Annotated in this window: 8 protein-coding genes; 7 read left to right on the top strand and 1 reads right to left on the bottom strand. The window is 69.0% G+C overall.

Features of this window, described 5'->3' with window-relative positions; translation table 11 throughout:
• Window positions 1-33 precede the first annotated feature (33 nt).
• The 4 genes from A6A29_RS16480 (at window position 34) to A6A29_RS16465 (ending at window position 7,667) form a co-directional block, all read left to right on the top strand.
• Window positions 34-1,146, top strand: coding sequence for an ATP-binding protein (locus A6A29_RS16480; RefSeq protein ID WP_073720841.1), 1,113 nt, complete (start codon window positions 34-36; stop codon window positions 1,144-1,146).
• A gap of 41 nt (window positions 1,147-1,187) precedes the next feature.
• Window positions 1,188-3,998 (top strand): DUF5682 family protein, encoded by a 2,811-nt coding sequence (locus tag A6A29_RS16475; RefSeq protein WP_073720840.1) that lies wholly within the window; start codon window positions 1,188-1,190, stop codon window positions 3,996-3,998.
• Window positions 3,999-4,836: 838 nt separating this feature from the next.
• Window positions 4,837-5,766: a LysR family transcriptional regulator gene (locus tag A6A29_RS16470; RefSeq protein ID WP_073720839.1), complete on the top strand. Its 930-nt coding sequence runs from the start codon at window positions 4,837-4,839 to the stop codon at window positions 5,764-5,766.
• Window positions 5,767-5,828: 62 nt separating this feature from the next.
• On the top strand, window positions 5,829-7,667 hold the full coding sequence (locus tag A6A29_RS16465; protein WP_143196995.1) for a condensation domain-containing protein: 1,839 nt from the start codon (window positions 5,829-5,831) through the stop codon (window positions 7,665-7,667).
• A gap of 145 nt (window positions 7,668-7,812) precedes the next feature.
• Here the strand turns inward: A6A29_RS16465 and A6A29_RS16460 are convergent, their stop codons facing one another.
• Entirely contained in the window at window positions 7,813-8,901 is a 1,089-nt protein-coding gene (locus tag A6A29_RS16460) for an NADH:flavin oxidoreductase (protein WP_073720837.1), read from the bottom strand.
• 392 nt (window positions 8,902-9,293) lie between these two features.
• On the opposite strand from A6A29_RS16460, the gene A6A29_RS16455 reads away from it, so the two are divergent.
• The 3 genes from A6A29_RS16455 to car all read left to right on the top strand — a co-directional run bounded on the left by A6A29_RS16455 (window position 9,294) and on the right by car (window position 14,964).
• Window positions 9,294-10,079, top strand: coding sequence for an SDR family oxidoreductase (locus tag A6A29_RS16455; RefSeq protein WP_073720836.1), 786 nt, complete (start codon window positions 9,294-9,296; stop codon window positions 10,077-10,079).
• A gap of 109 nt (window positions 10,080-10,188) precedes the next feature.
• Window positions 10,189-11,385 (top strand): cytochrome P450, encoded by a 1,197-nt coding sequence (locus A6A29_RS16450; protein ID WP_073720835.1) that lies wholly within the window; start codon window positions 10,189-10,191, stop codon window positions 11,383-11,385.
• Between the two features lie 177 nt (window positions 11,386-11,562).
• Window positions 11,563-14,964 carry a carboxylic acid reductase gene (gene car, locus A6A29_RS16445; protein ID WP_073720834.1) on the top strand — a complete coding sequence of 1,134 codons (3,402 nt, stop codon included), beginning with the start codon at window positions 11,563-11,565 and terminating at the stop codon, window positions 14,962-14,964.
• The last annotated feature ends 21 nt before the right edge of the window (window positions 14,965-14,985 follow it).

Here is a 14,985-nt window from a genome sequence, read left to right as displayed (position 1 = left end):
AACTCAGACCCAAGAACCTCGAAAGGCCCAGACATGTCCGACCTGTTGCGCGCCCCCGCCGAGATCAAGTACGCCGAGGAGCTGGAGTGGCTGGAGTCCCTTGACGACGGCCCGAAGCCCTTCTCCTGGCGGCTGTCGCCCAAGACGGTCCGTCTGTTCATCCTGGGTTCCGAGCGCTCCGACGGCCTCGACCGGGAGATTCCCCAGAAGTGGTACGGCGACCGCAGCCTCGTCGAGCGGGCCATCGTCACCCTGGCCTCCGATCGCGGTCTGCTGCTTATAGGTGACCCGGGGACCGGCAAGAGCTGGCTGGCCGAGCTGCTGGCGGCCGCGATCTGCCGCGACTCCACCCTCGTCGTGCAGGGCACGGCGGGCACCACCGAGGACCACATCAAGTACTCGTGGAACGTGTCCATGGTGATCGCCAAGGGCCAGTCGCGGGAGTCGATGATCCCGTCGCCGATCATGACCGCCATGGAGTCCGGCGCGATCGGCCGCTTCGAGGAGCTGACCCGTTCCACCAGCGACGTCCAGGACGCGCTGATCTCGATCCTGTCGGAGAAGTACATCTCGGTCCCGGAGATGGACAGCGACAACATCGTCTTCGCCAAGCCGGGCTTCTCCGTCATCGCCACGGCCAACAGCCGCGACCGGGGTGTCAACGACCTGTCCTCCGCGCTCAAGCGACGCTTCAACTTCGTCCGCATCCCGGTGGTGACCAACAAGAAGAGCGAGGCGGAGATCGTCCGCTTCCGCACCGAGGAACTGCTGCGCCGGCACGAGATCGAACTGGACGTGCCGCCGACCCTGCTCGACGTGCTGCTGCGGAGTTTCGCCGATCTGCGGGCCTCGGCCGCCGCGGCCGGCAGCGACGACGAGAAGCTGGAGTCCGCGTTGTCGAGCGCCGAGCAGATCGGCGTGCTGGAGGACGCGATCCTGCACAGCAACTTCTTCGGTGAGCGCGAGCTGACGGCCCGCACCCTCGCCGCGTCGCTCGTCGGCTCGCTGGCGCGGCGCGAACCCGAGGACCTGGCCATCCTCAACAAGTACCTGCACGGTGTTGTCGAGCCGCGCAGCAAGGCGGAGGGCGGCTCCTGGCCGGAGTTCCTCGAAGGCGGCCGCGACGCGATCGCCACCCTGTCGTGAGCCCCGTGAGCCCCGTGAGCCCCGTGAGCCCCGTGAGCCCCGTGAGCCCCGTGAGCGAGGGGGCGACTTTCGAGGCGTTGCGGTCGCAGCTCCAGGAAGCCGCCGCGGAGTTCGCCGACGGCCCCGACGCGCTGGAGGGCATCCTCCTCGGCCTGGTCGACGACGTCGACCGGGCGGTGCGCGAACCGCTGGAGATCTTCCCCGTCTGCCACCACTCGCCGGCCTCCGCGACGGCGATGGCCAGGCGGCTGCGGGAGAAGCAGCCCAAGGTCGTCTACCTGGAGCTGTGCGAGGACATGGCGCCGCTCCTGTCCGAGCTGCGCAACTGCAGACTCCCGGTGGCGGTACAGGCGTTCGCCAGCGAGATCGACGGCTTCCCGGCCGAATGGGCGCCGCTGTCCGTCGTCGCACCGATCACCGAGGCATCGGCCGAGTACCAGGCGATCGCCTACGCGCTGGACACACCGGGCGTCGAGCTGGTCCTCGTCGACCGTTCCTCGGACCATGTGTTCCAGTGGCAGACGCGCGGGGCGGGGTCCGCCCGGCCCGCCGAGCCGGACGCGCCGCCCGCCGAGGAGGAGGCGGCGCTCCACGGCGACGCGGTCGGCGTGGAGATCGGCGACCTGCGGCCCCGTTTCGCCGAACTGGAGACACATCTGCTGCACCGCGGCAGGGTGCGGCACTGGTCGGAGTGGTGGCACCAGTACGTCGAGCTGCCGCTCGGGGACAGCGACCACGACACCTACCGACAGGTCATGCTGCTGATCGGCAGCCTCTTCCGGCGTCTGGCGCCCGGGGACCCCGAACGGGTCCGCGTGGACGAGGACCGGGAGCGCTACATGTGGACCCGGATGCGCGAACACCTCGCCGCGTCCGGCACCGACCCCGCGGACTGCCTCTACGTCTGCGGCGCGTTCCACGCCTCCAGCCGCGTCGAGGAGTTCGGCGTCCACGGCACCGGCGGCTTCGAGATCAGCCCGCCCAGCGCCACCACCTGGCAGCACGGTCTGATCCCGTCCAGCCACGCGGCGATCGAGGCCCAGTTCGGCCTCGCCGCAGGCTCCGTGTCGATCGCCGCCACCCAGTGGGCGATGAACCTCAAGCGCACCGGGGTGAAGCCGTTCCGGCTGGCGGGACAGGCGGGCACCAAGAAGCCGGCGAAGCCTCGGAAGGCCGCCGCTCCGGCCGTCCCCGGCGCGGCGCCGGACATCTCCACGGACAAGCTCTCCGGTTTCCTGCGACGCCCACCCGCACTCGACCGGCTGGACGAGGCCGAACTGCTCGGCTGGTCGGTCGAGATCGTGCGCTCCGCGCGCCGCAACGGCTATCTCGCCTCCACCGCCGACGCGATCGCCGTGTTCGAGACATCGATCCTGCTGGCCGGGATGCGGGACCGGGCCAGGCCCACGCCGTACGACTTCCAGGACGCGGCGATCACCTGCATCGAGAAGGAGACCGTGCCCGGCCGGCGCGATGTGCGCCGCCTGGTGGAGATCCTGATGGGCGGCGACCGGGTCGGCCAGGTCGGTTACGACTCCCTGCCGCCGCTGGCCCGCGACGTGCACGACCGGCTGGAGCCGCTGAATCTGAAGCTCCAGCAGCGCGGTGTGCGGCGGGCGTTGCTGGACATGTCCTCCCGGCCGGAGCTGGAGCACTGCTCCGACGTGCTCTGGATGCTGCGCCGCCTCATGCCGGACGGCGCCGCCCGGCCGATCATGGGGGAGCGGGAGCTCGGCAAGCGCTCGATCCAGGAGTCCTGGGACCTGGCGCTGGGCACGCACCAACGGGCGCTCATCGAGCTCGGCTACGAAGGCGTCAGCATCGAGCAGGTCCTGGAACAGCGCCTCAGGCGCACCGCCTACGCCCCGAACGCGACCACCGCCACCGTCCTTGAGGCCGTCGAGGACGCGGTACTCCATCTGCGCGGCGGCCGTCTCGCCGATGAGCTGGGCACCCGTGCCCTGGAGGTGCTGGCCACCGAACGCAGCGTCGACGGGGCGCCGGAGGTGCTGCGCCGGGTGCGCAGACTGCTGGCGTACTACCGGATCAGCCGTCCGGTGCTTCCGTCATGGATCGAGTCCTTCGCCAAAACGGGGTACGCGCACTACTGCACCCTGTTGCCGACCGCGTTCACCGACGAGGAGGCGACCGCCCGGCAGGTCGCCGCGATGCTGGGCTTCCTGTTCAGCATGGAGAGCCTGGCGCTGTCGCTCGGCTGCGACCGTACCCAGCTGGAGCTGGCCTTCGCCCAGTCGCATCCGCAGGAGCCGCCGAAGGTGGCGCTGCTGTGGGCGGCGCAGGTGCAGCTCGGGCAGCTCTCCCGTACGGAACTGCGCGCACGGTGTGACGCGTTGCTGGCCGACCCCTTGGTGGTGCAGGTCTATCCGCGCTACCTCAGCGGATTCCTGCATGCGCTGGACCCGGTGCCGCAGCTGGCCGACTTCGTCGTGGAGGCGGTGTCGAACGCGTTCGCACGGCTGCCGGACCCGGTGCTGCTGCCCTGGCTGCCGACCCTGATCGGCACGCTGCGTGCGGACGGCGCCGAGCTCGCCCCGCTGCTGATCCGTGAGGCCGGACGGGTCTTTCCGGGCCGGCTCGCGACACTGGACGCGTGGGTGCCGCCGTGGCAGGCCCAGCCGGACCCGGTGGCGCCACCGCGGGCGCCCGCCGGGGGCAGCCGCGCCGCGCTGCTCGCCGCCCACCCAGCGACCTGTGACAGCGTGGCGGAGCTGCTCGGCTGCGACGGAACGTGGGACACCTCGGCCGCCGGCCCGTCGTCGGGCGGCGCGGTCCTCGCCGGCCGCCACCCGGACACGGCGGCGGCACTGGAGGCACTGCTGACGCACGCCTGACGCCTGAGGGCCCCGATTGGCGCCTGAGTCCCGACGTCGGGCATCCCGAAGCCCCGGCGCCGGGTACCAAGCCCTGGCGCCGGGAACCCTGAGTCCCGACGTCGGGCGTCCTGAAGCCCTGGCGTCCGACGCCCGGTCCCGAGGGGGCAGGCAACCCCGCACGTCGGACCGGCTCTCGGTGGCGCCCCGGAGAATCCGGGGCGCCACCTGATGCCCGGCGCCCGACGTGACGCTTCGGGGAGTGCTGAGGGCGCGCCGGGCGGTTACCGGACACCCGCCCCGCCGTCGGCGTGCGGCGCCGCTGGCCGGAATGACATGGACGGTGGTCCGGCCGACCGTACTTCCGACACCTGAACGGGTGCCCGGTGAAGTACCGAGGTGTGGTGCGGAACGCTGACAACGCCAGTGGTGAGCCCGCTTTTCTCCCACGCACCGGCACACGGAAAGGGTCTTCCCGGCGCTTCTGCGACAGCCACCCGGCGGCGCCCCGTCCGTCCTCACCGACGAATCCCTTTGGCCACCTGACGATTGTCCAAATAGTGGGGCACGTCCAAAAACGCGATCACCCTAAGGTGGAGGGGTTCCCGACTTTCTGCTCGTCGCCGACCGGGGCTGAGGAGAGTTGTCATCATGGCCATCGCCCATATGCCCATTGTTCGCGCGCCTGTAATGTTTCCGGGGCCGGGGAATGTCCGGTGCGCCCGACGCGAGAGCTGGTCGCGGTGACCGAAACCGTTCCTGCCGGTCGGGACGCCATCGACCCCGAATCGGACAACAGCTCCGCCGCGTATGACAGGCGAATGGTCGGACCCCGGGAAAAGGTCTTCGGAAGTGCACGGTGACCGATCGCCTGGGCTTCAGTCTTACGCAACTGCGATATTTTGTTGTATCCGCTGAACTCGGCAACATATCGGAGGCCGCGGAGAAGCTGTGTGCGTCACAGTCTACGGTTTCGTCGGCGGTGATGAGGCTGGAACGCCAGCTCGGTGTGCAGCTGCTTCTTCGCCATCACGCACGCGGGGTCACCCTCACTCCCAGCGGTCGGCACCTCCTGGGAGAGGCACGTGCGTTGCTGGGGCAGGCCCTGAGCCTCAAGGCCCAGGGGGACGCCCTGGCGAGCGATACCGCCGGCCGGCTCGACGTCGGATTCTTCTCCTCGATCGCCCCTTTTCTGCTGCCCCTGGTCCACCGGACGACCAAGGAGCGGCATGTCGCGCTGCAGTTGAACGTCTACGAGGAATCCGCGGATCGGCTCCTGGAGTTCTTGCAGGACGGCCGATGCGAACTGGCGGTGACGTATGACTTCTTGTCGGTCGGCTCCAAGTTTCACCCGCTGGCCGACCTGCCCGTCCACGCCCTGGTGGCCGACAGCGAGCCGATGGGCAGGTCAGGCTCCATCGGGTTGAGTGAATTGGCCGCGCGTCCGCTGGTCGCTCTGAACATTCCGGCCGTCCTCCAGCATTTCGAGGAGATGTTCGCTCGCGCCGGCGTTCGCATGCCGCAGGTGATGACGACAACGAGCATGGAGACGATGCGCGGGCTCGTGGCCGAGGGTTCCGGGTTCGCTCTGATGTATCAACGCGCCTCGCACGCGATGACGTTGGGCGGTGGGAGGGTGCGGGCGGTCGAGATCGCCGGGGACATTCCTTCCGTGTCCCTCGGTGTGGCCATGATGCCCGATCTGACGCTGAGCAGCCGCGGCAGAGCCTTCTTCGAAGTGCTGAGATCGGCAGTCTCGACCGGCCATGAGGTGAATTCCCTCGTGTGAACCGGAAAACCCTTCGGCGTAAATGTTGAGAAGAAATCCATGTGACCGTCGAGGAGTGTCCCGTGCAGCCCACTTACGGTACGAAGAGCGGTGCCGAGCAGGTCGTCGTCCTCTCGGCGGGCACGCCCGAACAGCTCACGGCGTCCGTCGACCGGCTGGCCGGGTTCCTCGACCGTCACCCCGACACCGACCTCGCCGACCTGGCCTTCACGCTCCAGGCCGGACGGACGGCGATGACCGAGCGGTACGCGGTCGTGGTGTCGTCGACCGCGGAACTGCGGACCAGCCTGCGTACGGGCCGGGGACGCCGGGGCACCGTCGAGGCTTCCGGCGGTCTGCTCGCGCAGATCACCGGCGACAGCGCTCTGCCGGAACTGCTGGTACAGCGGTGGATCGCCGCCGGCAGGCTGTCCAGCCTCGCGGCACTGTGGGCGTCCGGCGTCGAGGTGGACTGGGAGCGCCTGCACCGGGGCGAGCCCCGCCGGGTCGTGTCGCTGCCGACGTACCCGTTCGCTCTCCAGCTCACCGGTGCCCCGCGCGAGGACTCCGGCGACGCCCTCTCCGTCACCCCGCCTCGCGACAGCGAATCCATCGACGGCCCGCGCCCCCGCCTCCTCACGGGCACGGCGGGCGAACGGTGGAACCAACGGTGGAACCTCTCGCGCGGTCAACTGACCATGTACCGGGACCAGCAGCGCTGGCCGGAGCCGACCGCCTTCAACCTCCCGATCCTCTTCGAGATCCACGGCAGCCTGGACGAAGCGGCCCTGGAACGGGCCATCCGCGCCCAGACGGAGATCCACCCCGTGCTGAGCGCGGTCTTCGGCGAGCGGGACGGCGTGCCGTACATGGACATCGACCCGGCCAGGGCCCCGTCGTTCGACCGGGTCGGCCTCGTGGCCACCTCACGCGTCGGGCAACTGGCCGAGCTGCGGGCGCTGGTCGACGTCCCGTTCGATCTGGCAACCGGCCCGCTGGTCCGGACACACCTGGTTTCCCTTGCCGGGCGGCGTCGCCTTCTGATGATCACCGTGCACCACATCCTGATGGACGGTACGTCGACGGCGGTCCTGATCCGCACGCTCAAGGACGCCTACCGGGGCGGGGGAAGCCTGAGCCGAGCCACCTACGGCGACTTCGTCGCCTGGGAGGAGGCGATGCTCGGCGGCCGACGGGCGCAGCGGCACCGGGACCACTGGGTCCGTGAGCTGGCAGGACCGCGTACGACGCTCGCGCTGCCGTACGACCGTCCCTACGACCCGAAGCGCATGCCCCGCGTGGACGTGGCGATGATCAAGCTGTCGCCGACGCTGGTCACCGCACTCGCCGACAGGGCGAGGGAACACCGGGTCAGTGTCGCCACGGTGCTGTTCGCGACGCATGTGCGGTTCCTGCACCGGCTGACCGGGCAGAGCGACCTGATCCTCGGCCTGACCGCGGCCGCCCGCTACGAGGAGCGGTTCAAGGACGTGGTCGGCCAGTTCGTGAACTGCCTGCCCATCCGCTGCGAGGCCACCGGCACCTTTCCCGAGCTGCTCAGATCCCTGCAGCGCAAGGTGGTCGCCGGTATCGAGCACGGCGCCTATCCACTGCGGGAGATCACCCGCGCGCTGGGAGCGGAGCACGAACCGCTGGTACTGACGAACTTCCTGTTCCAGAACTTCGACGGCGCCGACCTGCTCACCAACGATGCCCCGTCCGGCCGGGGCGAGTTGGACCTGCGGATGTTCGACGACCTGCCCTACGCCGGAGAGTATGTGCTTTCGATGGAGTTCTATCGGGAGGGCGAAGGGTACAAGGTGTTTCTCAAATATGATGCGAACGTATTCGACGAAGCCACGGCGCAACGCATGATGGGCCAGTGGCATTCGGTCATCGAGAATGAGCTGGGTGCGCAGTAGAGAGTATTGCGGTCGCTTCCGAGCTTCCTGGAAGGCGCCTTCGGCCATGAGTCCGCCAGCACCACCGAGCCGGGTTCGTCCTCCGTCATCATGACGAACCCGGCGTCGGCCGCCACGGCGAGCACCACCCGTACGAGGGCCGCCGTCAGACCAGGGAGTTGAGCACGGCGGGGTCGTAGGGGGCGGTCGGGGCCGGCTCGCCGCGCAGCGTCTTGACCGCCCAGTCCGGGTTGGCCAGCAACGTCCTGCCCACCGCGACGAGGTCGAACTCGTCGCGCCCCAGACGGGCCACCAGCTCGTCGATGCCGGTCACACCCGCCTTCGTGGTGAAGCCCTGGGCGAAGTCGCCCTCGCCGTACTGCTGGTTCAGGCCGACCGAGCCGACCGTCACGGTGGCCTTGCCGCTGAGCTTGCGCACCCAGCCGGCCAGGTTGAGGCCGCTGCCGTCGAACTCGGGCTGCCAGTAGCGGCGCGTGGAGGCGTGGAACGCGTCGACACCGGCGTCGGCCAGCGGGGTCAGCAACTGCGCCAGCTCGTCCGGATTTTCCGCGGTCCGGGCCTCGTATCTGCCGACCTTCCACTGGGAGAGCCGGAAGAAGACCGGGAATCCCGGACTGACGACGGCGCGGATCGCCTGCACGATCTCGGATCCGAAGCGGGCGCGGGAGGCCGCGGCGCCGCCGTAGCGGTCCGTACGCCGGTTGGTACCGCTCCACAGGAAGTCGTCGATCAAGTAGCCGTGCGCGCCGTGCAGTTCGATGCCGTCGAACCCGAGCCGCTCGGCCTCCGCGGCGGCCTCCGCGAAGGCGGCCACCGTGTCATCGATGTCCTTCTGGGTCATGACTCTCCCCGTCGGGGCACCGTCCAGCCCGAGCCCGGACGGCCCCTCGGCGGGCGGCTCGGTAACGGTGCGCACCACCCCGGTGTGCCACAGCTGCGGAATGATCTTGCCGCCGGACTGGTGCACCCGCCGCACCACGTGCGCCCAGCCGGCGAGGGGCTCCTCACCGTAGAAGTGGGGAACGTCCTCGTACGCGCCGGCGGCGGCGCGGTTGATATAGGTGCCCTCGGTGATGATCAGCCCGATCTGGTTGGCCGCCCGGCGGGCGTAGTACTCCGCGACGTCCGGGCCCGGCACGCCGCCGGGGGACTGCATTCTGGTCATCGGGGCCATCACGATGCGGTTGGGAAGCACGAGATCGCCCACGGTGAACGGCTCGCCCAGGCTGGCCATTGTTCCTCCCGAGTTGTCGGCACAACTTGCATAGACATTCCGAGTGCGCCTGTTTTCCCAACTGGAAAATCGCCTTCCGCTGTGCGGAAAGCGTTGTGGCCGCACGCCGGTAGTCCATGATTATCGGTCCTGCTGATCGTCACGTCCAGTCGCCAATGATGGGGCACAGGTGTTAATCGGCCATTGGATCGCATGAGGCGATCCAATGCATCGACATAATCAGCTTGACCATGTCAGCGAGATCATTGATAGTGGTTCAAGTGATTCCGCGTCGCCATGATCGACTGGAATGAACTCCCATTCTGAATCGCAACCGAGAATTGTTTCTTCTTGCCGGTCTATGTATGTCGCGGACAGGATTGTTGGGACAGGGAAGGGGGGTGGAATCCAGGATGAGTCAGAATCGCCTCGCCGCACAGATTCCCAAAGATGTGGAAGGTAAGCGAGTCGTGGTCACCGGCGGAAGCCGCGGGATCGGTGCGGCCATCGTGCGGAACTTGCTCGACGCCGGCGCCAGCGTTGTCACCTCCGCCCGTAGCGCCACGGCAGACACCCCGTCCGAAGCCACGTTCGTGAAAGCCGACCTCAGTACCCCCGAAGGCGTGCGCGCGTTCGCGGATGTCGCGCTGGACTCGCTCGGCGGAGTGGACATCATCGTCAATAATGCGGGTGGATGCCGCGCCTTTCAGAGTGCGCTGGACATCGAGAACGACTGGCAGTACACGATGGACATCAATTTTCTCGCCGCCGTCCGGATCAATTCCGCACTCGTTCCCTCCATGCGTGCGAGCGGGGGCGGGGTCGTCGTACATGTCTCGTCCATCGCCACGATTTCTTCCTACCCGATGATCCTGCATTATGCTGCCGCCAAGTCCGCACTTGAGACGTACAGCAAGGGCCTCGCGGCCGAGTTGGCACCGCAAGGTATCCGTGTTGTCGCGCTCTCCCTGGGGAATGTGATGACACCGGGAGCGGACGAGGCGCGCGACAGGATTGTTGATTATCTCGGCAGCGACACGGATGCGGATGCGGCCGATTGGGCCGATGAAATTCCGCTCGGCCGGCTCGGCCGGCCGCAGGACATCGCCGATGCGGTCGGCTTCCTGGTCTCCCCGCGCGCTTCGTGGATCACCGGCAGCACTCTCGTCATCGACGGCGGGCGGATCGCCGCCCTGTGACCTGAGGCGAAGTGGTCGCCCTCGACGAACCATCAGAACCACGAACTCAGTTGGGCCATCACCACGCATTCATCGGTAACCGTTTGCCAGGACTGGAAGGACTGACACGATGACCGCGACAGGGGAAGGGGTTCGGGCCTACCCGTTCGGTCCGATCGACCGACTCGACGTGGACCCGAAGCTGGCCGAGATCTGCGGCGAGCAGCCGGTACTGCGCGTGAGCCTGCCCTTCGGCGGCGACGCCTGGCTGGTCACGCGGCACGCGGACGTCAAGGTGGTACTGGCCGACCCCCGGTTCAGCCGGGCCGCCGCCGTGGGCGATCACGTGCCCCGCACGGTGGCCGTCGGTCTGCCCAGCACCTCCATGCTGAGCATGGACCCGCCCGAGCACAGCCGGCTGCGGCGCCGGGTGGCCAACGCCTTCACCGTGCGCCGTATCGAAGCGCTGCGCCCGCGCGCCCAGCAGATCGTGGACGGTCTGGTCGACACCATGATCGCCGCCGGACCGTCCGCCGATCTCACCAGGACGCTGACCTGGCCGCTGCCGATCACGGTGATCTGCGAACTGCTCGGCGTACCCGTCGCCGACCGCGACCGGTTCAACGACTGGGTCGACGGCCTGCTGATGCTGTCCGATCCGGCCCAGTCCGCGCAGGCCCGGGACCATCTCAACGAATACCTCGCCGGTCTGATCGCCATCCGCCGCGCCGACCCCACCGACGACCTGCTCGGCGAACTGGTCACCGTACGGGAGGAAAAGGACCTGCTCGCCGAGGAGGACCTGGTCAGCCTCGGGGTCAGTCTGCTGTCCGCCGGGCAGGAGGCCACCGCCAACCAGCTCGGCAACTTCGTCTACACGCTGCTGACCAACCCCCATCTCTGGCAGGACCTCGTCGCCGATCCCGGCTTGATACCGGACGCGGTGGAGGAACTCTCCCGGATCATCCCGATCAGCGCGACCGCGGGCTTCACCCGCATCGCCACCGAGGACGTGGAACTGAGCGGGCAGATCGTTCGCGCCGGGGACGCGGTGGTCGCCGAGCTGGGACTGGCCAACCGGGACCCCGAGGTGTTCGACCACCCCGAGGAGATCGACTTCCACCGGGGGGCCGTTCCGCACCTCACCTTCGGGCACGGTGTGCACCACTGCCTCGGCGCGCAGTTGGCCAGGATGGAGCTGCGCATCGTGCTGGAGACCCTGATCCGCCGCCTGCCCGGCCTGCGCCTCGCGGTGCCGGTCGACCAGATGTCGTGGCGGACCGAACGGCTCATCCGCGGGGTGGCCGCGCTGCCGGTCACCTGGTAGCAGGACCCCTCAGGAGTCCCACGGGCCACGGTGTCGACGCGGCGCGCGTCAGCACCGTGGTCTCCGTGAGCGATGACCTACGGCTTCACACTCGGTCGGCACATGCGATGTACCTGCTCGGCGACGTCCGTATGCGTGACGCGCCGACATCACTGGGACGCTACGGGAGGGCTGTTCATGGCCGTACCACTGGACGCGATCACCGCGGCGGTGCGTGATCCGGACAAGGGGCTCGCCGAGGTCATGGCGACCGTCATGGAGGGCTACGGGGACCGGCCGGCCCTTGGCGAGCGCGCCAGGGAACCCTCGACGGCGCGTCTGCTCCCGAGGTTCGACACCGTCAGCTTCCGCGAGCTGTGGGCACGCGTCCGCGCGGTCGCCGGCAAGTGGTACCACGACCCGGACTATCCGTTGGCCGCGGGTGACCGGATCTGCGTCCTGGGCTTCACCAGCATCGACTACGCGACACTCAGCCTGGCGTGCATCCACCTGGGCGTCGTGTCCGTGCCCCTGCAGCCCAGCGCGCCGCTGTCCCAACTGCGGCCGATCATCGCGGAGACCGAGCCGCGCGTCCTCGCCGCGAGCATCGAGCGCCTGGACACCGCCGTCGAAGCCGTGATCGAGGGAACCGCGATCGAGCGGCTGCTCGTGTTCGACTACCACCCGGACGTCGAGGACCAGCGCGACGCCTTCGCATCCGCCCGGCGGCGCCTGGCCGAAGCCGGCAGTCAGGTGGTCATCGACACGCTGGCCGCCGTGACCGAGGACGGAGCCGGGCTGCCGCACCCTCCCCTGTTCACCGCCGAGCCGGGCGACGATCCGCTGGCCATGCTCATCTACACCTCCGGCAGTACCGGGACCCCCAAGGGGGCCATGTACACACAGCGGCTGGTCGGCACCGCGTGGTACGGGTTCACCTACGGGGCGGCGGACGGGCCCGTGGTCTGCATCCACTACATGCCGCAGAGCCACCTGGCGGGCTGCTACGCGCTGATGGGCTCGCTCGCCCGGGGCGGTGTCGGCTACTTCACCGCCAAGAGTGATCTGTCCACCCTGTTCGAGGACATCGCGCTGGTCCGCCCCACGGAACTGACCATGGTTCCGCGCGTGTGCGACATGCTCTTCCAGCAGTACCAGAGCGAACTGGACCGGCGAGCCGGCGAGCCGGGCGACCTTGAGACGGCGGTCAAGACGGACCTGCGGGAGAACTTCCTGGGCGGGCGCGTCACCAAGGCACTCGTCGGGACCGCACCGCTGTCCGCCGAGATCGCGGCCTTCGTCGCGTCCTGCCTGAACATCCACCTCTACATCGGTTTCGGTTCCACCGAAGCCGGCGGCCTGCTGCTCGACTCGGTGGTGCAGCGCCCGCCGGTGATCGACTACAAGCTGGTCGACGTCCCGGAACTGGGCTACTTCGCAACGGACCTGCCGCATCCGCGCGGGGAACTGCTGCTCAAGACGGGCGCCATCATCCCCGGGTACTACAAGCGGCCCGAGGCCACCGCCGCGGTCTTCGACGAGGACGGCTACTACCGGACCGGCGACATCATGGCCGAGCTCGGACCCGACCGGCTGGCCTACGTCGACCGCACCAAGGACGTCCTGAAGCTGTCCCAGGGCGAGTTCGTGGCCGTCTCCCGCGTGGAGACCGCCCTTCTCGGCAGCCCCCTCGTCCGGCAGATCTTCGTGTACGGCAACAGCGAGCGCGCCCATCTCCTCGCGGTGGTGGTGCCCACCCCGGACGTGCTGGCCAGGGGCGGGGAGGACATCGAGTCGCTCAAGCCGCTGCTCAGCGAGTCGCTCCAGCGGATCGCCAAGGAAGCCGAGCTCAACTCCTACGAGATCCCGCGCGACTTCCTGATCGAGACCGAACCCTTCAGCGCCGGGAACGGGCTGCTCGCCGACAGCCACAAACTCCTGCGCCCCCGGCTCAAGGAGCGCTACGGCGAGGCCCTTGAGCGGTTGTACGCCGAACTCGCCGACGGGCAGATCACCCAGTTGCGTGAGCTGCGCCGGTCCGGGGCGGACCGGCCGGTGCTGGAAACGGTCGGCCGGGGAGCCCAGGCACTGCTGGGCTGCCCGGACACGGACCTGCGCGCCGACGCGCACTTCACCGACCTGGGCGGGGATTCCCTGTCCGCGCTGTCCTTCTCCCACCTCATGAAGGAGATCTTCCGCGTCGAGGTTCCGGTCGGGGTGGTCATCAGCCCGGCCAACGACCTGGCACAGGTGGCGAGATACATCGAGGCGGAGCGCGTCTCCGGGGCGACCCGGCCGACGTTCGCCTCCGTACACGGCGACAACAGTTCCGAGGTCCGCGCCGGTGACCTCACCCTGGAGAAGTTCGTCGACACCGCGACGCTCGCCGCCGCTCCGACGCTGCCCCGCCCCGACGGTGCCGTACGGACCGTCCTGCTGACCGGAGCCAACGGCTACCTCGGCCGGTTCCTGTGCCTGGAATGGCTGGAGCGGCTGGCACCCGCGGGCGGCAAGCTGATCTGCGTCGTACGGGGAAGCGACGCGGCCACCGCGGCGGAACGGCTTGAGCGGGCCTTCGACAGCGGCGACGCCGAACTGCTCCGGCGCTACCGGGAGCTGGCCGAGGGAACCCTGGAAGTCCTCGCGGGAGACCTCGGCGAACCGCACCTGGGCCTGGACGAGGGCACGTGGAACGCGCTGGCCGACACCGTGGACCTGATCGTCCACCCGGCTGCCCTGGTCAACCATGTGCTGCCCTACGACCAGTTGTTCGGACCCAACGTCGTCGGCACGGCCGAACTGATCCGGCTGGCGCTCACCACGCGGCTCAAGCCCGTCACCTATGTGTCCACCGTCGCCGTGCGGACGGGCGCCGCGGCCGGGGCTCTGGACGAGGACGCCGACATCCGCGCCACCAGCCCGGTGCGGCGGATCGACCGGAGTTACGCCAACGGGTACGCGACCAGCAAGTGGGCCGGCGAGGTCCTGCTCCGGGAGGCACACGACCTGTGCGGCCTGCCGGTCGTGACCCTCCGCTCGGACATGATCCTCGCGCACAGCACCTACCAGGGGCAGTTGAACGTGCCCGACATGTTCACCCGCCTGGTGCTCAGCCTGGTCGCCACCGGTGTGGCACCGGGCTCGTTCTACCGGACCGGGACGCGCGCGCACTACGGCGGCCTGCCGGTCGACTTCACCGCCGAGGCCATCACCTCGCTCGGCGCGCGGGCCACCGAGGGCTACCGGACCTACAACGTCCTGAACCCGCACGACGACGGCATCTCGCTGGACACCTTCGTGGACTGGCTCACCGAGGCAGGCCACCCGATCCAGCGGATCGACGACTACGACACCTGGCTCGCCCGCATCGCCGCCGCGATCCGCGCCCTGCCGGAGAAGCAGCGCCAGCACTCGCTGCTGCCCCTGCTGGACGCCCTGGCCCGGCCCGAGGAAGGCGTCCCGGGCTCGGCGGTCCCCGCCGAACGGTTCCACGCCGCCGTGCGGGCCGCGAAGATCGGCCCCGCCCAGGACATTCCCCATGTGTCACCGGCCCTCATCCGCAAGTACGTCACCGACCTGCGCCGGCTCGACCTGCTCTGACGGCTGTCCCGCATTCGACGA

This window comes from Streptomyces sp. TSRI0281, assembly GCF_001905125.1.
Classification (GTDB): domain Bacteria; phylum Actinomycetota; class Actinomycetes; order Streptomycetales; family Streptomycetaceae; genus Streptomyces.
This window is presented reverse-complemented; position numbering and strand designations above follow the sequence as displayed.

Coding starts and splice junctions, on each gene's coding strand:
- car (WP_073720834.1), top strand. CDS start 11,563: ATGGCCGTACCACTGGACGCGATCACCGCGGCGGTGCGTGATCCGGAC.
- A6A29_RS16460 (WP_073720837.1), bottom strand. CDS start 8,901: ATGGCCAGCCTGGGCGAGCCGTTCACCGTGGGCGATCTCGTGCTTCCC.
- A6A29_RS16450 (WP_073720835.1), top strand. CDS start 10,189: ATGACCGCGACAGGGGAAGGGGTTCGGGCCTACCCGTTCGGTCCGATC.
- A6A29_RS16455 (WP_073720836.1), top strand. CDS start 9,294: ATGAGTCAGAATCGCCTCGCCGCACAGATTCCCAAAGATGTGGAAGGT.
- A6A29_RS16480 (WP_073720841.1), top strand. CDS start 34: ATGTCCGACCTGTTGCGCGCCCCCGCCGAGATCAAGTACGCCGAGGAG.